General features: G+C 61.1%; 18 protein-coding genes, 1 tRNA gene and 1 pseudogene. All 20 read left to right on the top strand.

Going from position 1 to position 23,302, the window contains the following annotated elements:
- Positions 1 to 15 precede the first annotated feature (15 nt).
- The 20 genes and pseudogenes from soxB to NTU39_RS25645 all read left to right on the top strand — a co-directional run bounded on the left by soxB (position 16) and on the right by NTU39_RS25645 (position 23,281).
- A complete protein-coding gene (gene soxB / locus NTU39_RS25740; protein WP_233327306.1) occupies positions 16 to 1,725 on the top strand; it encodes a thiosulfohydrolase SoxB in 1,710 nt (569 codons plus the stop codon).
- Between the two features lie 104 nt (positions 1,726 to 1,829).
- Positions 1,830 to 1,905 (top strand) — tRNA-Ala (locus tag NTU39_RS25735).
- Between the two features lie 280 nt (positions 1,906 to 2,185).
- Positions 2,186 to 2,557: a MarR family EPS-associated transcriptional regulator gene (locus tag NTU39_RS25730; protein ID WP_150663602.1), complete on the top strand. Its 372-nt coding sequence runs from the start codon at positions 2,186 to 2,188 to the stop codon at positions 2,555 to 2,557.
- Entirely contained in the window at positions 2,554 to 3,720 is a 1,167-nt protein-coding gene (locus NTU39_RS25725) for a nucleotide sugar dehydrogenase (RefSeq protein ID WP_150663601.1), read from the top strand. Before NTU39_RS25730 ends, NTU39_RS25725 begins: the two co-directional genes overlap by 4 nt.
- Positions 3,721 to 3,831: 111 nt before the next feature.
- On the top strand, positions 3,832 to 4,896 hold the full coding sequence (locus NTU39_RS25720; protein ID WP_150663600.1) for a Gfo/Idh/MocA family protein: 1,065 nt from the start codon (positions 3,832 to 3,834) through the stop codon (positions 4,894 to 4,896).
- A complete protein-coding gene (locus NTU39_RS25715; RefSeq protein ID WP_257958856.1) occupies positions 4,893 to 5,375 on the top strand; it encodes an acyltransferase in 483 nt (160 codons plus the stop codon). The genes NTU39_RS25720 and NTU39_RS25715 overlap by 4 nt, the downstream gene beginning before the upstream one ends.
- Positions 5,372 to 6,487, top strand: a complete 1,116-nt coding sequence (locus NTU39_RS25710) for a DegT/DnrJ/EryC1/StrS family aminotransferase (RefSeq protein WP_150663598.1) — start codon at positions 5,372 to 5,374, stop codon at positions 6,485 to 6,487. Before NTU39_RS25715 ends, NTU39_RS25710 begins: the two co-directional genes overlap by 4 nt.
- Before the next feature lie 173 nt (positions 6,488 to 6,660).
- Positions 6,661 to 7,863 carry a lipopolysaccharide biosynthesis protein gene (locus NTU39_RS25705; RefSeq protein ID WP_174984452.1) on the top strand — a complete coding sequence of 401 codons (1,203 nt, stop codon included), beginning with the start codon at positions 6,661 to 6,663 and terminating at the stop codon, positions 7,861 to 7,863.
- 62 nt (positions 7,864 to 7,925) lie between these two features.
- On the top strand, positions 7,926 to 9,872 hold the full coding sequence (gene asnB, locus NTU39_RS25700) for an asparagine synthase (glutamine-hydrolyzing) (protein WP_246184492.1): 1,947 nt from the start codon (positions 7,926 to 7,928) through the stop codon (positions 9,870 to 9,872).
- Between the two features lie 201 nt (positions 9,873 to 10,073).
- Positions 10,074 to 11,276 (top strand): hypothetical protein, encoded by a 1,203-nt coding sequence (locus NTU39_RS25695; RefSeq protein ID WP_257958855.1) that lies wholly within the window; start codon positions 10,074 to 10,076, stop codon positions 11,274 to 11,276.
- Between the two features lie 31 nt (positions 11,277 to 11,307).
- A complete protein-coding gene (locus NTU39_RS25690) occupies positions 11,308 to 12,444 on the top strand; it encodes an NAD-dependent epimerase/dehydratase family protein (RefSeq protein WP_150663594.1) in 1,137 nt (378 codons plus the stop codon).
- Complete coding sequence (locus NTU39_RS25685; RefSeq protein ID WP_246184491.1) at positions 12,363 to 13,022, top strand: serine O-acetyltransferase; 660 nt, start codon at positions 12,363 to 12,365, stop codon at positions 13,020 to 13,022. The genes NTU39_RS25690 and NTU39_RS25685 overlap by 82 nt, the downstream gene beginning before the upstream one ends.
- Positions 13,015 to 14,010: a WaaS/CpsH family glycosyltransferase gene (locus NTU39_RS25680; RefSeq protein ID WP_150663593.1), complete on the top strand. Its 996-nt coding sequence runs from the start codon at positions 13,015 to 13,017 to the stop codon at positions 14,008 to 14,010. Before NTU39_RS25685 ends, NTU39_RS25680 begins: the two co-directional genes overlap by 8 nt.
- Before the next feature lie 38 nt (positions 14,011 to 14,048).
- Complete coding sequence (locus NTU39_RS25675; protein ID WP_150663592.1) at positions 14,049 to 15,002, top strand: NAD-dependent epimerase/dehydratase family protein; 954 nt, start codon at positions 14,049 to 14,051, stop codon at positions 15,000 to 15,002.
- A 58-nt stretch (positions 15,003 to 15,060) separates the two neighbouring features.
- Entirely contained in the window at positions 15,061 to 15,621 is a 561-nt protein-coding gene (locus NTU39_RS25670) for a sugar transferase (RefSeq protein ID WP_150663591.1), read from the top strand.
- Positions 15,622 to 15,640: 19 nt separating this feature from the next.
- Positions 15,641 to 17,626, top strand: a complete 1,986-nt coding sequence (locus NTU39_RS25665; protein ID WP_150663590.1) for a polysaccharide biosynthesis protein — start codon at positions 15,641 to 15,643, stop codon at positions 17,624 to 17,626.
- Between the two features lie 35 nt (positions 17,627 to 17,661).
- Positions 17,662 to 18,969, top strand: coding sequence for a glycosyltransferase (locus tag NTU39_RS25660; protein WP_257958854.1), 1,308 nt, complete (start codon positions 17,662 to 17,664; stop codon positions 18,967 to 18,969).
- Between the two features lie 181 nt (positions 18,970 to 19,150).
- A pseudogene (locus NTU39_RS25655) lies at positions 19,151 to 20,278 on the top strand (cytochrome c oxidase subunit II); the annotation flags it as partial.
- A 499-nt stretch (positions 20,279 to 20,777) separates the two neighbouring features.
- Positions 20,778 to 22,640: a cytochrome c oxidase subunit I gene (locus NTU39_RS25650; protein ID WP_150663587.1), complete on the top strand. Its 1,863-nt coding sequence runs from the start codon at positions 20,778 to 20,780 to the stop codon at positions 22,638 to 22,640.
- Positions 22,637 to 23,281 (top strand): cytochrome c oxidase subunit 3, encoded by a 645-nt coding sequence (locus NTU39_RS25645; protein ID WP_257958853.1) that lies wholly within the window; start codon positions 22,637 to 22,639, stop codon positions 23,279 to 23,281. The genes NTU39_RS25650 and NTU39_RS25645 overlap by 4 nt, the downstream gene beginning before the upstream one ends.
- The last annotated feature ends 21 nt before the right edge of the window (positions 23,282 to 23,302 follow it).

Raw genomic sequence — 23,302 nt, 5'->3', positions numbered from 1 at the left:
TGCAACGGAGACGAGATGAATCGACGCGAGTTCATGCAAGTACTGGCAGTGGCGGCCGCAGGCGGGATGGCGCTGTCGCATCATGAGACGGCAGCGGCCAAGGCAGCCGCCGCGTTCTACGATCTGCCGAAATTCGGCAACGTGCATCTGCTGCACTTCACCGACTGCCACGCGCAGTTGCTGCCGATCTACTTCCGTGAACCGAGCGTCAATCTGGGCATTGGCGAGCAGGCCAACAAGGCACCGCACCTCGTGGGCGACGCTTTCCTGAAGGCCTACGGATTGCGTCCTGGCACGCAGGATGCCTACGCCTTCACCTATCTCGATTTCGCCGCCGCTGCGCGCACGTACGGCAAGGTCGGCGGCTTCGCGCATCTGGCGACGCTGGTCAAGCGCATGAAGGCGTCGCGCCCGGGGGCGCTGCTGCTCGACGGCGGCGACACGTGGCAAGGCTCCGGCACCGCCATGTGGACGAAGGGTCAGGACATGGTCGACGCCACGCTGGCCCTCGGCGTCGACGTCATGACGGCGCACTGGGAATTCACCTACGGCGCGGAGCGCGTGAAGTCCGTCGTCGAAGAGCAACTCAAGGGCAAGATCGACTTCGTCGCACAGAACGTGCAGACGAACGACTTCGGCGATCCGGTGTTCGCACCGTACACCATCAAGACAATGAACGGCGTGCCGGTGGCCATCATCGGTCAGGCGTTCCCGTACACCCCGATCGCGAATCCGCGCTACTTCGTGCCCGACTGGACGTTCGGCATTCAGGAAGAGCGTTTGCAGTCGATGGTCGACGAAGTGCGCGGCAAGGGCGCGCAGGTGGTCGTGGTGCTCTCGCACAACGGCATGGACGTCGACCTGAAGCTGGCGTCGCGCGTGCGCGGCATCGACGCGATTCTCGGCGGCCACACGCATGACGGCGTGCCCAAGCCGGTCGTGGTGGAAAACGCTGGCGGCAAGACGCTCGTCACCAATGCAGGCTCGAACGGCAAGTTCCTCGCGGTGCTGGACTTCGACGTGAAGGGCGGCAAGCCGGTGGATTTCCGCTACAAGCTCCTGCCGGTGTTCGCCAACCTGCTGCCGGCGGACGCGCAAATGCAGGCGCTCATCGAGCGCGTGCGCGCACCGTTCGCGGCGAAGCTGGCCGAGCCGCTGGCGGTCACCGAAGGCACGCTGTACCGCCGAGGCAACTTCAATGGCACCTTCGACCAGTTGCTGCTCGACGCCGTGATGGCCGAGAAGGACGCCGAGATCGGTTTCTCGCCGGGCTTTCGCTGGGGGACGTCGCTGCTGCCGGGCCAGGCGATCACGATGGAGCAACTGCTCGACCAGACGGCGATTACCTATCCGTACACGACCCTCACCCCCATGACCGGTGAGACGATCAAGACGGTGCTCGAAGACGTGGCGGACAACCTGTTCAACCCGGACCCGTATTACCAGCAGGGTGGCGATATGGTGCGCGTGGGCGGCATGGACTACACCATCGATCCGATGGCGCCGATGGGGCAGCGGATTTCGGAAATGCGCCTGAACGGCAAGCTCATCGAGGCGGGCAAGACCTACAAGGTGGCCGGTTGGGCGCCGGTGGCGGAAGGCGCGCAGGGTGAGCCGGTCTGGGACGTCGTGGCTCGCCATCTCAAGGCGCAAAAGACGATTGTCGCGAAAGCGCCGAAAGTCCCTGTCATCAAGGGGATGAAGGGCAATCTGGGGTCCGCCTGAAGCGTTCCGAAAACGCAGGGATGGCTCGCCGGACGGGCAATCCCGAGCAATTTTGTCGGCGGCTCGCCGCGCCCGGAAAAATCGCTATAATCAGAGCTTCGTGTGGGGCGGTAGCTCAGCTGGGAGAGCGTCGCGTTCGCAATGCGAAGGTCGGGAGTTCGATCCTCCTCCGCTCCACCACCCGAATCGGAAAACCTTGGAAGCACAATGTGTTCCAAGGTTTTTTGCTTTCGGCGTCCCGGTCTTTTCTGCTTATCAATTTCGGGTTTCCGTGCCGTTCCGGTCGCTTTCACCAAGGTGAAACCAGTGCGCTGGACCGGCAAATGGGATTCCGAGTACAATTGTTCAACTTCAAACAAACCTCATTTGTCGTGCGCCGGTATTTCCCGGGCGGGCAAAGGCGTGGCGTATACCGAGATGTGTCGAGTTCTGTGCCATTCAGAGGGATATGGGCAGTTTTATGCAAAGCCGACAAGCCAAGACACAAGAGGACACCTATTTTCGGGTATTGCGAATACTGCATGAAAATCCGGACCTGACCCAACGCGAATTGGCGGAGCAATTGGGCGTCAGTGTAGGCGGTTTGAATTACTGCCTTAAAGCGCTGATGGACAAGGGCTGGGTGAAGATGCAGAACTTTGCGAATTCGAAGAATAAGTTCGGATACGTCTACGTTCTTACGCCGCGCGGTATTTCGCAGAAGGCGGCGCTGACGAGCCGGTTCCTCAAACGCAAGATGGAAGAATACGAATTGCTGAAAGCAGAGATCATGGCGTTGAAGCAGGAAGTCAAAGACGAGCAGGACGGCGATTTTCAGGGAGTGACCCAATGAAGATCGCCATCGCGGGAACCGGATACGTTGGCCTTTCCAATGGCATTCTGCTGGCCCAGCATAACGAAGTCGTCTGCCTCGATATCGTTGCGGAAAAGGTCGATATGCTCAATCGCCGCGAGTCGCCCATCGACGACGCGGAGATTGAGGAATACCTGAGGCACAAGCCGTTGAATTTCCGCGCTACGCTCGACAAGCACGAAGCGTACGCCGGTGCGGATTACGTCATCATTTCGACGCCGACGGACTACGATCCCGATACGAATTATTTCGACACCCGGTCGATCGAAGCGGTGATTCGCGATGTTCTGGACGTGAATCCGAGCGCTGTGATGATCATCAAGTCGACCATTCCGGTCGGCTATACGCTCAATGCTCGCGAGCAATTCGGTACGGAAAACCTGATTTTTTCACCCGAGTTCCTCCGCGAAGGTCGAGCCCTTTACGACAACCTCCATCCCTCGCGGATCGTCGTGGGTGAGCAGTCCGCGCGTGCCGAAGCCTTTGCGAATCTCCTCAAGCGCGGTGCGATCAAGCAGGACATTCCGACGCTATTCACCGGCAGTACGGAAGCCGAAGCGATCAAGCTGTTCGCGAACACGTACCTCGCGATGCGCGTCGCTTACTTCAACGAGCTCGATAGCTACGCGGCCGCGCACGGCCTCGATTCGCGTCAGATTGTCGACGGCGTCGGCCTCGATCCGCGCATCGGCACGCACTACAACAACCCGAGCTTCGGTTACGGGGGCTACTGCCTCCCGAAGGACACCAAGCAGCTGTTGGCGAACTATCGCGACGTTCCGCAGAATCTGATTCACGCGATTGTGGAAGCGAATGCGACGCGCAAGGAATTTATCGCCAATGAAGTTTGTCGGCAAAAGCCGAAGGTGGTCGGCGTCTACCGTCTGATCATGAAGGCCGGTTCCGATAATTTCCGCGCATCGAGTATTCAGGAAATCATGACGAAGATCCGGCAGCGCGGGATTGAAGTCATCGTCTACGAGCCGACGCTGAAAGAAGAAGAATTCAATCACTTCCGCGTCGTCTGGGATCTGGACGAGTTCAAACGAGATTCAGACGTTATCATCGCTAACCGAAAAACGGATGCGCTGGCGGACGTTCTGAACAAGGTATATACGCGGGATCTTTTCGGCAGCGATTAATTCGCCCGATGATCTCCGCCGGGGCGTAGCGACAAGCGTCGTGAGCAAAGCCAACGGGTTTTGCGAAATCCACGAATGATCATTTGATTTGCATACATACAGGTGGGTGTGATGTTGAATTTTGCGTTGGTGGGATGTGGTCGCATTGCCAAGCGACATGCAGAACTTCTCGGTCTGAAGCAGATTGAAGGTGCACAGCTGTCTGCCGTGTGCGATATCGATGCAGCGAAAGCGAAGGACTTCGGCGAGCGCTTTTCTGTCCCGCATTACACGGATATGCATCAAATGATGCAGACCGTGAAGAACATCGATGCGGTCGTTGTGCTGACGGAAAGCGGCAATCACGCCCGCAACGTGGTGGACTTGGCCAAGTACGGCAAGCACGTCGTGGTGGAAAAGCCGATGGCGCTGACGCTCGACGACGCCGACGCCATGATTCGCGCGTGCGATAACGCGGGCGTCAAGCTGTTCGTCGTGAAGCAGAACCGCTTCAACGTGCCGGTGGTGAAGCTTCGCGAAGCGCTTGAGCAAGGCCGCTTCGGCAAGCTCGTGCTCGGCACGGTGCGCGTGCGCTGGTGCCGTACGCAGGAATATTACGATCAGGCCCCCTGGCGCGGCACCTGGGCGATGGACGGCGGCGTGCTGACCAATCAGGCGAGCCATCACGTCGATATGCTCGAATGGATGCTCGGCGAAGTCGACAGCGTATTCGCTCGCGGCACGACGGCACTGGCGAAGATCGAAGCCGAAGACACGGCAGTCGTCACGCTCAAGTTCCGCAACGGAGCACTGGGCGTCATCGAGGCGACCACGGCCGTGCGTCCGAAAGACCTCGAAGGTTCGATCTCGGTGCTGGGCGAGACCGGTACCGTGGAAGTGGGCGGATTCGCCGTGAACAAGATGAAGGTCTGGAACTTCACCGAACCGATGCCGGGCGACGAAGACGTCATGGAGAAGTACTCCGTGAATCCGCCGAACGTGTACGGTTTCGGTCACCAGGCTTATTACGAACACGTGGTGGACTGCATTCAGAACAACCGTCGCCATCTGGTCGACGGTCTAGAAGGGCGCAAGAGCCTGGAACTGATCAACGCCATTTACGAGTCCATCGAGACCGGTAAGGAAGTGCATCTGCGCTTCCGTCCGCAGCATTGCAAGCTCGGGGGCACCTTTTGAGTTCGCCCCGGATTCTGAAGTCGGGCATCGTCGACGTCACGTTCGGTGAGAACGTGACGGTCATCGAGCCTGCCAATCTGTACGGCTGCACCATCGGCGACAACGTATTCGTCGGTCCCTTCGTCGAAATTCAACGAAGCGTCACCATCGGTCATCGCACGAAGGTGCAGTCGCATGCATTCGTTTGCGAATTGGTCGACATCGGCGACGACTGCTTCATCGGGCACGGCGTGATGTTCATCAACGACGTGTTTTCGACCGGCGGTCCGGCGCGTGGCAACAAGTCGCTCTGGAAGAGTACCCGGATCGGCAATCGCGTTTCCATCGGTAGCAATGCCACCATTTTGCCGGTCACGATCTGCGACGGTGTGGTGATCGGCGCCGGCGCCGTTGTGACAAAGAACATCGAAGTGCCTGGCATCTACGCCGGCAATCCCGCACGCCTCGTCAAAAAACTGGACATTGAGCAGACGCTATGAGCAATAACATCCCCTTCGTCGACCTGCACGCCCAGTATCTGGGCATCAAGAACGATATCGACGCTGTGATCGCCGAAGTCATCGAGAAATCGATGTTCGTGCGCGGCCCGTACGTCGACAAGTTCGAAAAGGCGTTCGCCGAACTGATGCAAAGCAAGCACTGCGTGTCGTGCGCCAACGGCACCGACTCGCTCTACATCGCGATGTTCGCGCTGGGTGTGAAGCCGGGTGACGAAGTGATTGCGCCGGCGCACTCGTGGATTTCGACGACCGAGACGATTACGCAGGCTGGCGGCACGGTGGTCTTCTGCGATACGGACGCGCAAACCTACACGATGGACCCGCGTTCGCTCGAGTCGAAGATCACCTCGAAGACCGTGGGGATCATCCCCGTTCACCTGTACGGTCAGGCGGCGGACATGGATCCGATCATGGAAATCGCCCGCAAGCACAAGCTCTGGGTGCTCGAAGATTGCGCCCAGGCGCACCTCGCGCAGTACAAGGGCAAGCAAGTGGGCACGTTCGGCGATGCCGCCTCGTATTCGTTCTATCCGGGCAAGAACCTCGGTGCGATGGGCGATGCCGGTGCCGTAACGACCAACGATTCCGCGCTGGCCGACAAGATGGCCATGTTTGCACGTCACGGTGGTCTGACGAAGGGCGATCACCAGATCGAAGGGATCAACAGCCGCCTCGACGGTCTTCAGGCTGCGATTCTGTCGGTCAAGCTGCCGCATCTGCCGAAGTGGACGGCGCAGCGTCAGGAGCGCGCCGCACGCTACACGAAGCTGCTGGCTGACGTGCCCTCGATCAAGGTCCCGCATATCGCCGAAGGGCGCGAGCCGGTCTGGCATCTGTACGTCATCGAGCATGAGCGTCGTGATGAGCTGGCGAAGTATCTGGGCGCCAAGGGCATCCCGACCGTGATCAACTACCCGGTCGCTTTGCCGTTCCTGCCGGCGTATCAACGTCTGGGTCACACGCCTGCCGACTTCCCCAACGCCTACGCCAATCAGTCGCGCATTCTGTCGATTCCGATCTTCCCGGAACTGACCGACGCACAGATGGACATCGTGGTCGCCGCTATCAAGGCGTTCGACGAGGGTAAGTAAGCACGATCCGCTTCACACGCAGGGCACGCATACCGCATGTTGCGGTATGCACTGGCCCGGGTGCCGGCGCATGTCGTGCGGATGCCCCGGCAGACGATGCCGCTTCGTTCATTGCATTGCGCGTCCCGAGGGTTAACGCATCCGGGACGAAGCGACTTCATCAAGGTGAGTTTTTGCTAGCTCGATTGTTTCGCAGTGCAGGCGCCGTTGCGATCGGAACGGCGGTCGGACAAGGTGCCATCGTTCTGGCGACGCCGCTGTTGTCGCGTATCTACTCGCCGGCCGATTTCGGCACGCTGGCCGTGTTGCTCACGGTGGGCAATATTTCGATGGCGCTCGCGTGCCTTCGTTACGACATGGCGATTCCGGGCGCGAACGAGGACGAGATTCGCGGCCTGATGTCGGTCTCCGTGATGTCGTGTCTGTTGCTTGCCGTGGTCGTGACCGTTTGTCTCGCGTTGCTTCCCGGTTCATGGCATTTGGGCGCGGTGCTCGACACGATGGCGCAGCGCCCCTGGCTGATCGGCGTGTGTGTGGCGGCAGTGGGGATCTTTCAGGCGACGAACGCCTACTTGCTGCGTCAGGGCGACTATCGAGGTGCGGGCATTCAGCGCGCCAGCCAGGGCATTGTGTTTATCGCGCTGGCCTCGATTCCGGCCGTGGGTGTGTTGTGGGCCTACGCGCTGTCGTTCCTTGTCGCGGGCTGGCGTAGCGGGCGATATTTCGCGAAAGCGGCCACCGATGCGGTGCCCTGGCGCGAAGCGGCGGCGAGACACCGGCAATTGCCGATGCTGAGTCTGCCGGGGGCGGTACTCGACGTGGTCGGATACAGCCTGTGCATCTGGATCGTGGTGTCCCATTACGGCACCGCGTCGACCGGGGTGTATTCGCAGGTTCAACGTCTGATCGGCGCGCCGATGATGCTGGCGAGCATCAGTCTCGGCCAGATCATGTTGCGTCACACGGCTGAGATTCGCGACGACAAGCCCGCCATCCGACATCTTGTGAGCCGTCTGATGATGCTCATGGGCGCGGGGTTGGTGGTTGCGCTCCCGGTCGTGTGGTTCGCGGGGGCCGACATCCTTCGCTTCTTTCTCGGTCCGAAGTGGACGATCGACCGTGAGCTGGTCGTGGCGGTCACGTTTGCTGTGGCGGTGCGGGCGTGTGTGTCGCCGCTCAGTACCGTGTTGATTTCGCTACGCCGGTTCGATCTGGCGCTGGCCTGGCAGATTCTGTATTTCTGTTCGGCCGTCACGATCTTGCCGTGGCTGGCAAGGCATCTGGACCTGAATTCGTACGCCACTGCGTATGCCGTACACGAAGCGGTACTTTACGGCATCTATCTCAAGATCATTCTTTGGGCTCTTCGTAAATAAGTATGTGCGGGATCTTCGGTTTACTTCAGTCGCAGCCCTTTAACGGGCACGAGCTCATTCGCATGAGCCAGTCGATTCGTCACCGCGGGCCGGACGACGAGGGCTTCATGGTGATTTCCGACGGCCACGAGGTGCATTTCGGTGGCGCGGATACGCCCGACCACGTCATGCAGGCCGATCTGGCGTACACGCCGCGCGAGCGTATCGACCCGCAATGGCGCAGTGCGGCGGGCGGACTGGCGTTCGGTCATCGCCGCCTGTCGATCGTCGACTTGTCGCTGCGCGGCCACCAGCCGTGCATGTACGGCGACCGCTACTGGATCACGTACAACGGCGAGGTCTACAACTACATCGAGTTGCGCGAAGAGCTGAAGGCCGAGGGTTTCCGGTTCGAGACCGAATCGGATACCGAGGTCATTCTCGCCGCCTATATGGCATGGGGTAAGGACTGCCTGCGCCGGTTCAACGGCATGTGGGCGCTGGCGATTTACGACGCGCGCACGCAAGAGGTGTTCCTCGCCCGTGACCGCTTCGGCGTGAAGCCGCTTTATTACACGGTGGAAGGCGGTCGGTTTGCCTTCGCATCGGAGATCAAGGTGCTTGCACAGGCCGACGGCTGGAAGGCCCGGGCAGACGAGACGCAGTTGCTCGATTTCCTCGCCTGGGACATCACGGACCATACGGATCGCACCACGTTCGCTGGCGTCCGTCAGTTGCCGGCCGGAAGCTTCATGGTGCTGAACCTGAAGGACTGGCAGTCGCCGACGGGCAAGGCCGGTGCACAGGCGCTGCACATCGAGCGCTGGTACGAGGTCAAGCCGGCGAGCTATTCGTCGCGCGAGGCGGTCGACATGCTGCCGGAGCTGATGGCGAGTGCCGTGTCGCTGCGCCTTCGTGCCGATGTGCCGGTCGGCTCCTGCCTGTCGGGTGGATTGGATTCGTCTGCCATTGTTTGCCTGATGCGCAAGGGACTGAGCGCGGTCGGCAGTACGGCGGCACTGAAGACGTTCACGGCTGGCTCGAACGACGCCGCCTTCGACGAGACCCGATTCGCACGCACGGTCATCGAGGCGGCGGGCACGGAAGCGCATTTCGTCACGCCGGAGCCTTCGCGACTGTTCGATCAGGTCGACAAGCTGGTCTGGCATCAGGACGAGCCTTTCGGCTCGACGTCGATCTTCGCGCAATGGTGCGTTTTCGATCTGGCAAGCCGTAACGATATTGTGGTGATGCTCGACGGCCAGGGCGCCGACGAGATCTTTGGCGGCTACCGTGGATTCTTCGGTGCCTATCTGGCAGGACTCGTGCGCAGCGGAAATCTCTCGGGGTGGATGCGCGAGGCGGCTGCGATGCGTCAGGAGATCGGATTCTCGGGCGTTCGTTCGATAGGCTACACTGCCGCGTATCTGTACCCGAAACTCGTCAGCCTGCTCGGCAAGTTCGATGGTCGTGCCTACAGTGACCAGGATTGGCTGGCACCGGGCGCACGGCGCGTGCTGGAGCGCAACCCGTATGAGGTTGTGGGTGGGCGCACCACGTCGGTCCGGGAGTTGTCTGTGGCCCAACTGGTGTCCACGAACCTGCCGCGCCTGCTGCATTGGGAGGACCGGAACTCGATGGCGTTCTCCCTTGAGGCTCGCGTGCCATTCCTCGACTATCGCGTGGTCGAATGCGCGCTGGCGATGGACGACGCCGAGAAGGTCGGCGGCGGGGTGTCCAAGCGTGTGCTTCGCGAGTCGATGCGCGGGCTGGTCCCGGACGCGGTGCTGGATCGCCGCGACAAGATGGGGTTTGTGACCGCCGAGCCGGCATGGGTGCGCGACCCTGCGTACGTGCAGATGTTCCGGCGCGAGCTTGAGGAGTCGGTGGCACGGTTGCCGGGATACGTCTCGCCGGGCATCGTCGATCGCTTCGACGCCGTGGTGCGTGGCGAGAAGAAGTTTGATTTCCGTTACTGGCGAACCATTTCCGCCGGTAAGTGGGCAAAGACATTCGACGTGGCCGCTTGATCTTCCACGTCGGCGGCCGGCGGCATGGGCCTGTGGATCATGCAGACCGCGCCCCCTCACGTGGGATTTCAATGGAGAGAGCGTCAGCGGGCTATTGGCTGGCGCGTCCACGAAACATAGGAACTTATGGTTAAACCCGTTAGCGCGAGTGCCCTCACTTCCGACGACCGTCAGCAAACGAAGTCACGGCGCCGGACAGCGTTGGAAGCTATCGTCGATATCCGGTCGTCGGGCATTGTGTTTCCGCTGATGATCGTGATCGGCTATTGTCTTGTGCCGCTCGTCGTTAGCCTGTTGTTCTTCGACTACCCGTATCTTCTCGAACTCTCGTTCCTTTCGATCATTTCGGCGCTGTGCATTACGCTGGGTTCGATAACGCCGATTTTCGATCCGTTGGTCTCTTCGCACCGCAAACGCCTGGTGTTGAGCGAGAAGGGATTCGTCTGGCCGGTATGGATTGCCTTTGCGTTATTCGCCGTGCTTGCCTGGGCGACCGCCGAACGCATTCCTATTTTGGCGGCCATTGCCGGTGCAGATCCGGCGACATTGGCGGAATTGCGCGAGCGTTTTCTAAAAGCGCGCGAAGGATGGCAGCAGAGTTTTGTCTACATCAATGCGCTTTTTACCGGCGCATTGATTCCCTATTGCCTTGCACGCATGTTCCTTAGCCGCATGCGGGGGCGATGGCTGGGCCTGTTCTTCTTCTTTTTCTATTCCATCAGTTTTCTTGAAAAAGCGTTCTTTCTCAAGGCGCTCATTCCGCTGTTCTATCTGGTCGTCGCGGGACATATCCGATCGCGAATTCGCCCAGGCGTACTGTTGCTCGCCATGGTCGGCCTGGTGCTTTTCATGGCGGTGGTTTCAGGCGCAGGCGAGACAGGGGTGGCATCGACTGTCAGTTTCTTCTCGCCCAACTACGTTCCGTCGAGTCCGCTCGAGCATGTGGTCTGGCGAACGATCGTCATTCCCATGGTGACGGCGGCCGACGGTCTGCGCTTGTTCGATACGCAGTTCAGCGGTTCGCTGCTCGACGGCGCAACCAGCAGTTTTCTTGCCGGCTTGACCGGCCAGGTGCGTATTCCTTTCGAGCAACTGGTCTTTGCATTGCAATGGGGCCAAAACGAGACGGGTACCGGTTCCGCGAATTCGGTTTTTATTATCGAATCGTATGTAAATTTCGGTATTTTGGGCGTCGTTTTCTTCTCGTTGATGGCCGGTTGCATTCTCCGGTTATTGGTGCGGTCTCATGATGTCGCTGCGGGTGCATGCTGGCTCCTCTTCGCGCTTGGCCTGTATACTGCTGGATTGATCGGGACAATGCTGAGTAACGGCTTCATCGTTCTTTTGATGATCATCGTATTCGTGCGACTTAAGCCGTCGAAACGAATTGATCGCACCGTATAGCGGCAACAGTTTTCTGATTTCAACTTTGAAAATGCAACGAATTCTTATCACTGGCGGCGCTGGCTTCATCGGTACTCATTTGTCGCGGCGTTTGCTGGAACTGGGTTATCAGGTTCGCATTCTCGATCCGCTGACCGCGCAGGTGCACGGCGAAGTGCCGACCGGCGTCGACTGGCTGATGTCGGGCGATGTCGAGTTCATTCGTGGTTCGGTGACGTCTGCCGCCGACTGGAGCCGTGCGCTCGTCGACGTCGACCACATCGTCCACCTGGCCGCCGAGACCGGCACGGGCCAGTCGATGTACGAGGTGGCGCGCTACTGCGAAGTCAATTCGATGGGCACCGCCTTGCTGTTCGACGTGCTGGGCCGCATGCCCGAGCGTCGCGTGCAACGCGTGGTGCTCACGTCGAGCCGCTCGGTGTACGGCGAAGGGGCCTACCGCTGCGACGGTTGCGGCGCGGAGCACGTCTATCCGGGCGCACGTCTGGCCGATCAACTGCGTGCGCACCAGTGGGAGCCGTTGTGCCCGCATTGCGGTGTGCCGCTCGTGGCAGTCGCGACGACCGAGAGCGACGCCGTTCGCCCGGCATCCATCTATGCAGCGACGAAGTTCGCCCAGGAAGATCTGGTGCGTATCGCGTGCGATTCGATGGGTCTGGGTTACGCCATTTTCCGTCTGCAAAACGTGTACGGCGAAGGGCAGTCGCTGAAGAACCCGTATACCGGCATTCTGTCGATTTTCTCCACGCGCATTCGCCGTGGCCTGCAGCTCCCGATCTTCGAAGACGGCAAGGAAACGCGCGATTTCGTGCACGTGGCCGATGTGGTCGAAGCACTGGTGGCGGGCATCCGCTCGGAAACGCCGGCCAACGATGTGCTGAACGTCGGCAGCGGCGTGGGCACGAGCGTGGAAGAGGTCGCGCGCGAGCTGACCGTCGCACTGGGTGGTACGCCCGATGTAAAGGTCACGGGTCAGTTCCGCCTTGGCGACATTCGTCACAATTTTGCGGATGTCTCGCGACTGAACGAACGCCTTGGCGTGAAGCCCCAGGTGTCGCTGAGCGAAGGACTGTCACGATTCGCCGCATGGGTGAAGACGCAGCCGTTGCCGGAAGACAAGCTGGAGCAAGCCAACAAGGAGTTGGTCGAACGCAAGTTGATGGGTTGACGAACCCGATGCCTTCGACAACGTTTTCCTTAAGGCAATACTTGCGCGCGGATTTGCTGCGATACCGGTTCCTGATGACCGGTGCGCACGTCAACGCGTCCCCGGGCCTCTGGCTGCACATGCTGTCGCCGCGCTTCGCGCCGGTGCTGCTGTGCCGCTGCGCGTTCCGGTTACAGAGCTGGCATTTGGGGCCGCTCGCGAAAATCGTGTCGTTGCTTAACTTCGTGGTCTTCGGCATCGAGATTTCACCGCGTTGCCCGATCGGGAAAGGCGTGTTTTTCCCGCATACGCAGGGCACGGTCATCGGTGCGAAATCGGTCGGTGAGAATGCCACGATCTTCCAGGGCGTGACGCTCGGTGCGAAGGAACTCGACATCGGGTATTCGGAAGACGCACGCCCGGTATTGGGCGACGATGTGATCGTTGGCGCCGGAGCGAAGTTGCTCGGCGGTATCAGTATTGGCCACCGGGCGCGCGTGGGCGCGAATGCCGTGGTGGTGGAATCCGTTCCCGAAGGCGCGCTTGCTGTTGGTGTCCCGGCGAAGGTTGTCATTCCCCGTGACGTTGAAAATGTCTGAATCTCTGCAAGGCAAGCAAGCACTACTGATCGCTCCCCGGTTCTTTGGCTACGATCAGGAAATTCGCGCCGAACTCGAACGGCGTGGTGCCAAGGTGGATGTCCTCGCCGATCGCCCGTTCGATACGCCGTTCATGACCGCAGTGACGCGGTTCCGGCGCGATTGGGTCATCGGGGCGGCAACCCGTCTCTATAAGCAGTCGCTCGAGACCTTCGGGCGCACGCACTACGACCTCATCTTCGTGGTCAACGGCCAGACATTGTCGCCGGAGATGTTGCGATTCCTGCGCGCCGCTTATCCGGGCGCACGATTCGTGCTCTACATGTGGGATTCGATGGACAATCGGGCGGCTGTGCTGCCCAATTTGCCGTTGTTCGACCGCACCCTCTCGTTCGACCGCAAGTCCGCGCAAACCTATGGCATGGTCTTCCGACCATTGTTTTTCTCGTCGGGGTTTGAGCAAACACCGGTTGAATCCGATTCACACGAGTATGATCTGAGTTTTATCGGCACAGCGCATACGGATCGCTGGGCCGTGGCCTCACGCGTAAAGCAGGCGGTTCCGGCGAAGACAAATTGCTTCTTCTACCTGTATCTCCAGGCACCTTGGGTCTACTGGGCGTATCGGGTGACTAACGCCACGATGCGTCAGGCGCCGAAGTCGGATTTCCGCTTCGCACCCGTCGCCAAAAGCGATGTTCAGTCGGTTTTCCGTCGTTCGCTAGGCATTCTCGACATCGAGCACCCCAGCCAGACGGGATTGACGATCCGTACGCTGGAAACGCTCGGCGCGCAGAAAAAACTCGTTACAACGAATCAGCGCATCCGAGATTATGATTTCTACGATGCCAGCAACGTTTGCTGCATCGACCGGCACCGGCCGGAAATTCCTGCGGATTTTCTCACGACTCCGTATCGTGCCAGCGCTCCTGAAATTTACCGAAAGTACAGTATCGCGGGATGGATGGACGAAACACTGGAAGATTGATCCTTGTTTCATGAGGAACGTGTCGAGATGAGAGAACAATGATTAGAGTTTTGGTCACGGGAGGGACGGGATTTGTCGGACAGGTGCTCGTACGGGCGCTGCGTGCGACAGGTCGATTCGATGTCGTCGTCGGTTCGCGCGATGGTCGCGACGGCACCGTCGCAATGGGCGACATCGATGGCAACACGGATTGGCGCGCGGCACTGAGCGGTTGCGACGCGGTCGTGCATCTTGCCGCACGCGCGCACGTCTTGCAGGATGCCGCGCAGGATCCGCTCACGGAATTCCGTCGCACGAACACGGACGGCACGCTGAACCTTGCGCGTCAGGCGAGCGAAGCCGGCGTAAAGCGTTTTGTCTTCGTCAGCTCGATCGGCGTGAATGGGGCGCTCGGCAATGCCCGCGGACCGTTCACGGAGCGCGACGCACCGCAGCCGAGCGAGGATTACGCCGTCTCGAAGTGGGAGGCGGAGCAGGGTCTGAAGCGGTTGGAGGGGGAGACGTCCATGGGCGTCGTCGTGGTCCGTCCGCCGCTCGTCTACGGCCCGGGATGTCCCGGCAATTTCCTGAGACTTCTGAAGCTGGTCGCGACCGGTCTGCCGCTGCCCCTTGGGTCGGTGTCCGCGTTGCGCAGCTATGTCGGCGTCGACAATCTCTGCGATTTCCTGCGTGTGTGCATCGAAGATGAACGTGCGGCTGGCAAGACGTTTGTGATCGCCGACGACAAACCGCTGGCGTTGCCGGAGGTATTGCGCGAGCTGGCGTCGGGAATGGGCCGGTCCGCGCGACTTTTGCCGGTGCCGCAAGCATTGTTGCAGGGCGCGGCGACGCTCGCAGGAAAGGGCGCGTTGTACAGCAAATTGTGCGGAAGTCTGGTCGTCGACGCGTCTCTTGCGCGCAACGAACTGGGCTGGCAGGCGCCCGTGACGTCGGGCGCGGGATTGCGCCGCACCGGCGAGTGGTATGCCGGGCAGCACTCGACAAAACAATAACAAGGATACGTAAGCGGGGACGCCCCCGGGCGTGTCGACTTACCCCTCGGAAGAAGCGATGAAGCGTGCGTTTGATTTTATTCTGGCGTTGTCGGCAGGCGTTGTCCTGCTGGTGCCGATGCTGGTCATAGCGATTCTTGTGCGCGTCACGTCGCGCGGGCCGGCTGTGTACTGGTCCGATCGCGTGGGTCGGAAGAACAAGATTTTTCGGATGCCGAAGTTCCGCACGATGTACATCGATACGCCGGCGGTCGCTACGCACTTGTTGAAGGACTCGAAGTCGCATATCACGCCACTGGGTGGCTTCCTGCGCAAGACGAGTCTCGACGAGCTGCCGCAGCTCTGGAGCATTCTGACCGGGGAAATGAGCTTTGTTGGACCGCGCCCCGCGCTATTCAATCAGGACGACCTGATTGCACTGCGCACGGAGCGAGGCGTGGACGTGCTGCGTCCCGGCCTGACCGGCTGGGCGCAGATCAATGGTCGCGACGACTTGCCGATTCCCGTCAAAGTGCAGTTCGACGTGGAGTACATGGAGCGCCGTTCGTTCGTGTTCGACTTCCGAATTCTGGTGCTGACCTTCCTCAAAGTCGTGGTTCGCGAAGGTGTAGCGCACTGATCAGCCGGGAAGAAATGTCATGATTCGATACATCGCAGATATGCCTCGCTCGGTGAAGGGCGCCGTGATGCTGGCCGCCGATGCTTTCCTGTTGCCGCTTTCCCTGTGGACTGCCATCGGTCTTCGTCTCGATGCGTGGCATTTTCCACAGCTTCATGCGCCGTGGGTCTATTTACTGACGTCGCTCACCGCGATTCCCATCTTTATCCGAATCGGGTTGTATCGGGCGGTCGTGCGCTATATCGAAGAGCGTGCGCTGCTGATGGTGACCGTTGGGGTCACGCTGTCGATCGGCTTGTTCGTCGGCGTGCTGACGTTGCTGCAACTGGCACCGATTCCGCGCGGCGCATTGGCCATCTACTGGTTCATTTCGGTTTTCTATATTTGTGTCAGCCGCTTTATCGCACGCGCGATCCTGCGGCAGGCCGAAGGATCGCGCGCCATGAATGCGCAGCGAGTCGCCATTTACGGCGCGGGCAGCGCCGGTCGCCAGTTGGCGATGGCACTGCGCGCCGGCGCGCAGTACCGTACGGTCGCTTTCATCGACGACGCACAGCGCATGGAAGGGCTGGAAATCCTGGGCGTGAAAGTCCACTTGAGCGACGCGTTGCCGCATCTGATTGCCCGTTACAACGTCGAACAGGTGCTGCTCGCGATTCCGTCTGCCAGCCGCAGCCGTCGGCACGAGATCATCCGCAAGCTGGAAAAGCTGCAGGTCGAAGTTCGCGTGGTGCCCGGCATGGAGGATCTGGTCGGCGGTGAAGTCCAGCTCTCCGATATCCGGGAAGTCAGCATCGACGAACTGCTCGGCCGGGACGCCGTGCCGCCGGATCAGACGTTGTTGCAAGCCAACATTCGTGGCAAGGCCGTGATGGTCACCGGCGCGGGGGGATCGATCGGCTCGGAATTGTGCCGTCAGATCATCCTGCATCAGCCCAGAATCCTTGTGCTTTACGAGCAATCGGAATTCGCGCTGTATTCGGTCGATCAGGAGCTTCAGGGACTGGCATCGCTGCGCCGCTCGACGACACAGGTGATTCCGGTGCTTGGCTCGGTGGCCAACGAGACGCGTCTCACCGACATCATGCGACGCTATGGCATCGAGACGGTCTATCACGCTGCGGCATACAAGCATGTGCCGCTCGTTGAATTCAATCTGACCGAAGGCGTGCTGAACAACACCTTCGGTACGCTCGCTGCCGTCAACGCGGCACTGGCAGCGGACGTCGAATCGTTCGTTCTCATTTCGACCGATAAGGCGGTGCGTCCGACCAATGTGATGGGCGCGTCGAAGCGCTGCGCCGAACTCATCCTGCAGGCGCATTCGGCCGCGGCGACCGGTCGCACCCGCTTCTGCATGGTGCGATTCGGCAACGTGCTGGGGTCTTCCGGCTCGGTCGTGCCGTTGTTCCGCCGCCAGATTCGCGATGGTGGGCCGGTGACGGTCACGCATCCGGACATCACGCGTTACTTCATGACGATCCCGGAAGCGGCGCAGCTGGTCATTCAGGCGGGCGCGATGGGACGCGGCGGCGAGGTCTTCGTGCTCGACATGGGCGAGCCGGTCACCATCGTCGATCTGGCACGACGCATGATTCACCTGAGCGGTTTTTCGGTGCGCGACGTGGCCAATCCCCACGGCGATATCGAGATCCAGTTCACCGGACTGCGCGCCGGTGAAAAGCTCTACGAGGAATTGCTGATCGGCGATGACACGACCGGCACGGCACATCAGAAGATCATGATGGCCAACGAACACTTCTTCCCGTTGAGCGAACTCAACGGGCTGCTCAGCGGATTGCGCCGCGCTTGCGAGCGAGGCGATCACGCCGCCATCATCGACTATCTGCGACGCTGTGTGTCCGGCTTCAATTACGGCGAGAAGATTCGCGACCACTTGTGCGAAATCACCGGCCCGGGCCTTCCTGCGCCGACGCCCGCTGTGTCCGGCGGCAACGTGGTGCATGTTGCGCCGGTCGCCGACAGGCTTACGCGGCGCAACTAAGCGCGCGGATCGATTTTTTCATTCAGACCCTATTCATGACTTCTTCTATCGCGATGCCCTCGCAAGCGAGCGCCAGCCAGCCCATCGAGACCTGGTTCCTGACTTCCGAATTCGAAGGGCAGCGCGCCGGTAGTTTCCGGCAAGAACGTTGGAGCAAGGTCTTCACCGGTCTGAACTGTCCGGTGCGCGTGTTCAATGTGCAGGGAGCGAATCGCGTACTGGAGAAGACGTTCGATTCGCCGGAGCAAATCGAAGCGTTTCGCGAGGCCGTGATGAACGTGTCGGTGGCCAAGGCGTCGGTGCGCGAAGGCACGGTCATCAACATCATTCGCTTTATCAAGCACACGTTCTTCATCGATCTCTATCTGCCCAACGTCATTGCGCTGTATCGACGCTGCGCGCAGTTGCTGCGGGAGACGCAGGGGAACGTGGTCATCATGGCGTCGTCGCCACCGTTCTCGATGGCCGTCGTGGGGGCCTTGCTCAAGCGCCGGTTTCCGCAGAAGGTGACGTTGTCGGTCGATATGCGCGACGCCTGGGCGCTACACGATTCGCTGGGCGGCAACCGTGGCATCAAGCGTGCCATCGAAGGGGCGGTGCTCCGTCGCGCAGATGCCGTGACCACGGTGTCCTACGGACTGGCCGAAGAATTCGAATCGAATTACGGTGTGAAGGTCGGCACGCTGTTCAATGTCGCAACGCACTATTTCGAGCCGTCGGCACCGCGCGAGATCGACTGGCGTGCGCTGAATCCTGACATCGATCCGAACCGCATCAAGGCTGTCTATACGGGCAGCACACCGATCGGATTCTACGATCTGGATTCGCTCACGCGCGGCATCCGCCAGTTGCGCGAGCGCAACCCGGCGGCGGCCGATCGTCTTCAGGTGATCTTCGTCGGCGCGTGCGCACCGGTGCAGGCGGCGTGGGAAGCACTGGGCGGCGGCAACGACGTGATCTTCGTGCCGCACGTGAATCACCACACGGCGCGCGCAATTCAGCAGAACGCCGACGTGCTGATGTTCCTGGCGTATTTCGCGCCGGGTAACAAGGGCGTGGTCTCGACCAAGATCTTCGAATACATGGCACTGGGCAAGCCGATCTATCCGGTTTCGCTGCACCAGAATTCCGACGTGGACCGTCTGCTCGAAACGTATTGCGGACGGAGCCTCTGCCTGCACACGGCAGACGAAATGACGACGGCGTTCGAGCGCGTCGTCGAACAGGGGGCGAACGAAACGTTGCCGCATATGGACGACCCGCAACGCGTGCGCCCGCTGCTCGACGGTTATCGCGATCTCGCCAGAACGCTGCTCGGCAAGGCGCAGGGCCGCGCGTCGTAAGGCTGTAAGCGGGCGCAGGGCGTCCGCTTATGCAAGCCGCTTTCATGGATTGATGCGCCGCAGCGGCGCAGACCCGACAATCGCGTCGGGTGGTCAGAATTGACTTGACTCCGGGAAGCCAGCGTCTAGCCTAGAGAAGGTGCGCCGCGCGCGACCGTGCGGCGAGCCGTCGAGGCATGTCATGGCCCTGCCCATCCTCCTGATCGTCGTTGTCGCTGCGGCGCTCGCGTTTCATTTCTGGAGTCCGTGGTGGCAGACCCCGCTGGCGTCGAACTGGCACCAGATGGACGACACCCTCACCCTTACGCTGGTGATCACCGGCGTAGCCTTCGTCGTCATCAATCTTTTCGTTGCATGGGCGATTTTTCGCTACCGCCATCGCGACGGGCACCGTGCGGCGTATCAACCTCATAACCGACGTCTCGAATTCTGGCTGATCGGCATTACGACGGTCGGCATCGTCGCGATGCTCGCGCCGGGACTATTCGTCTACGCGAAGCTGATCGACGCGCCAAAGGACGCCCATGTCGTCGAAGTCGTCGGCCAGCAATGGCAGTGGCGCTTCCGTCTGCCGGGGCCGGACGGGCGGCTCGGCACGTCGGATCCCAGCTACGTCACCGCCGACAATCCGCTAGGTCTGAACCCCAAGGATCCGGCGAATCAGGACAATCGCATCGTCGACGCGCCCGAGCTGCACCTGCTCGTCGGCCAGCCGGTGAAATTGCTGCTGCGCGCCAAAGACGTGCTTCACGACTTCTACGTTCCCCCGTTTCGCACGCGGATGAACATGGTCCCGGGCATGGTCACGCAGATGTGGCTCACACCGACCCGCACCGGACGCTTCGACATCCTCTGCGCCCAGCTATGCGGCGTGGGTCACGCCAACATGCGCGGTGTGGTGGTCGTGGACGACAAGCCCGCCTACGACGCCTGGGTGGCCAAGCTCCCCACCTTTGCTGCACTGCAAACGAAGCACGCCGGGGCGGGCGCGCTGGACCCGCTCGCCGCGAAGGGTAAGTTGCTGGCGCAAGCCAAAGGATGCGCCGGTTGCCATTCGGTGGACGGTTCGGCAGGCGTCGGCCCGACCTGGCACGGGCTCTACGGGAAGACGGAGACGTTTCAGGATGGCAGTTCCGCGCACGTCGACGACGCTTATCTCACCGAATTCATCCGCAACCCGACGGCACGCGTGCCCAAGGGCTTCGCCCCTATCATGCCTAAACTGGAACTCAGCGACGACGATCTGAAGGCGCTCATCGCCTACATCCGGACGCTGGGCGCTCAACCGGCGGCGCAGCCCGGGGCGCCAGCGCCGTCCACGCCGACCACGCCGACCACGCCGTCTGCTTCATCCGACACACCTCATTCGTCCGCCATGCCCAAACCTGTCCGACATCTCGCTATTGCGCTCACCGCCGCTGCCCTGGCGGCCGCCGTCGTCCCCGCGCAGTCTTCGCCCCGCACCGAAACGCCCGTGATGCTGCTCGCGCAGAACACGCTTCAGTCGCCGCGCCCGCCGGTGCAATACGCACCGCTGACGCCATCCGCATCGGGCAACCAGACGAATCAGGGCACACAGCCGCCGTCACAGCCTGCGCGCCGCCAAGGGGGCACGCCGGGGTTGCCGTTGCAGAACGATCCGAACACATACGCCCCGCCGCTGGCGATCCCGCCGCGGCAGTCCACCGGTCCGCAATCGTCGGGACCGGCGCAACCGAGTGTGCCGATGATCAGACCGGCGCCATAGCCCGACGCGCGTCGCAAAGCGCCACGCGCGGGCCGCACCGGCAACAAAGGGAGACAACGTCATGACTGGCAATGCCGAGAATGCCGACGGTTCCACCCATGCCGGTGCCCACGGCGACCATGGTGGTTATGGTGGGCACGACGGCCCGCAGAGTTTCTGGACGAAGTACGTCTGGAGCCAGGACCACAAGGTGATCGCCGTGCAGTACGCCTGCACCGCCATTGCCGTCGGACTGGTCGGGCTGGTGCTGTCTAACCTCATGCGTCTGCAACTGGGTTTCCCCGGCAAATTCTCGTTCATCGACGCCAGTCACTACTATCAGTACGTCACCATGCACGGCATGATCATGGTGATCTATCTGCTCACAGCGCTCTTCCTCGGCGGTTTCGGCAACTACCTGATTCCGCTGATGGTCGGCGCGCGCGACATGGTTTTCCCGTTCCTGAACATGCTCAGTTATTGGGTGTATCTGCTGGCCGTGATCGTGTTGATGGTGAGCTTCTTCGTGCCCGGCGGTCCGACCGGTGCAGGCTGGACACTCTATCCACCGCAAGCCATCCTGCCCGGCACACCGGGCACCGAGTGGGGCATCGTGCTCATGCTCGTCTCTCTGCTGATCTTCATCGTCGCGGCGACGATGGGCGGCCTGAACTACGTCACCACGGCCTTGCAGGCGCGCACCGAAGGCTTGACGTTGTTGCGCATGCCGCTCACCGTGTGGGGCATCGTGATGGCGACGGTGCTGGCGCTGCTCGCCTTCCCGGCGCTGTTCGTCTCCGGCGTGATGATGCTGCTCGACAAGACGCTGCACACGAGCTTCTTCATGCCTGCGGTGGTGTCGATGGGACAGCCGCTCGATTATCGCGGCGGCAGTCCGCTGCTGTTTCAGCATCTCTTCTGGTTCTTCGGCCACCCCGAGGTCTACATCGTCGCGTTGCCTGCGTTCGGCATCGTGTCCGATCTCATCAGCGTTCACGCGCGCAAGAACATCTTCGGCTACCGCATGATGGTCTGGGCGATTCTCGCCATCGGCGTGCTGTCGTTCGTCGTGTGGGCGCACCACATGTTCATCAGTGGCATGAATCCGTACTTCGGATTTCTGTTTGCGACGACCACGCTCATCATCGCGATCCCGACTGCGATCAAGGTCTACAACTGGGTACTCACGCTCTGGCGTGGCGACATCCATCTGACCGTACCGATGCTGTTCGCCATCGGCTTCATCAGCACGTTCGTGATCGGTGGACTGACCGGGCTGTTCCTCGGCAACGTGAGTGTGGACATGCCGCTGTCGAACACCTATTTCGTCGTCGCGCACTTTCACATGGTGATGGGCGTCGCCCCCTTGCTGGTGGTCTTCGGCGGGATCTACCACTGGTATCCGCTGGTCACCGGCAGACGGCTGAACGACCGCCTCGGTCAGTGGCACTTCTGGATCACGTTTCTTGGCACTTACGCGATCTTTTTCCCGATGCATTACCTCGGCATTCTCGGCATGCCGCGACGCTACTACGAGTTCCAGAACTACAGCTTCATCCCCGAGTCCGCGCACACGATGAACACCTACATCTCGGTCGCCGCGTTCTTCGTCGCGTTGGGGCAGTTGTTGTTCCTGTTCAACCTCGCGTGGAGTGTGCGACACGGCAAACCGGCCGGTCTGAATCCGTGGCGCGCGGCGTCGCTCGAATGGCAGACACCGCATGCGCCACCCGGCCACGGCAACTGGGGCGCGGTGTTGCCGACGACATATCGCTGGCCCTATGAATACAGCGTGCCGGGCGACATCGACGATTTCGTGCCGCAGAATCTCGCCCCCGATCCGCGACGTCCCGCCACGCTGGTGGATGGCGACTCGGCGGCGCTGCACGGCGGTGGCGGCAAAGCACCGCCTTCGCCCGATGCCCCGAAAGGAGCGACACCATGAGGCCCGTTCCGTCGTGGCCGCCGATGCCACCCGATGGCATTCCCGGCGGCGTTCCCGTGATGCAACCGCGTCGACGTGCGGCGTCGCAGGTGGCGCTCTGGTGGCTCATGGGCGTGATCGGCATGTTGTTTGCGCTGATGCTCGTGGCGTACGTCATGCGCATGAGCCTTGGCGACTGGCGTCCGTTGCCGCCCGTCAATGCGCTGTGGGTCAACACAGGCGTGCTGGCGGCGGCGTGCATCGTGATGCAGTCGGCAGCGTCGCAGGCAAAGCGAGGTGAACTACGACGCTCGCGGCGCGACTGGGCACTCGCCGGTGCGCTCGCACTCGCGTTCATTGCCGGACAACTCTGGGTATGGCGCGATCTCGCGTTGCGTCGCTACGGCGTGTCGGGCAACCCGGCCAACAGCTTCTTCTTCCTGCTGACAGGGCTGCACGCGCTGCATCTGATCGGCGGTGTGGTGGCGTGGGCGTTGCTGGTTCCGCGTCGTGTGACGCACGCCACACGGGCCAGACGTCTCTCGCTCACCGCACAGTACTGGCATTTCCTGTTTGTGTTGTGGGTGGTGCTGTTCGCGGCCATCGTCAATCTCACGCCGGAGATCGCGCAGCGTCTGTGCGGCACCGGCGTTGCGCCGTAAGTCCATACATCGGCCCGGCCA

Source organism: Pandoraea commovens (assembly GCF_024704525.1).
Classification (GTDB): Bacteria; Pseudomonadota; Gammaproteobacteria; order Burkholderiales; family Burkholderiaceae; genus Pandoraea; species Pandoraea commovens.
The sequence above is the reverse complement of the archived record's forward strand: the minus strand, read 5'-3'. Positions and strand labels throughout refer to the sequence as shown.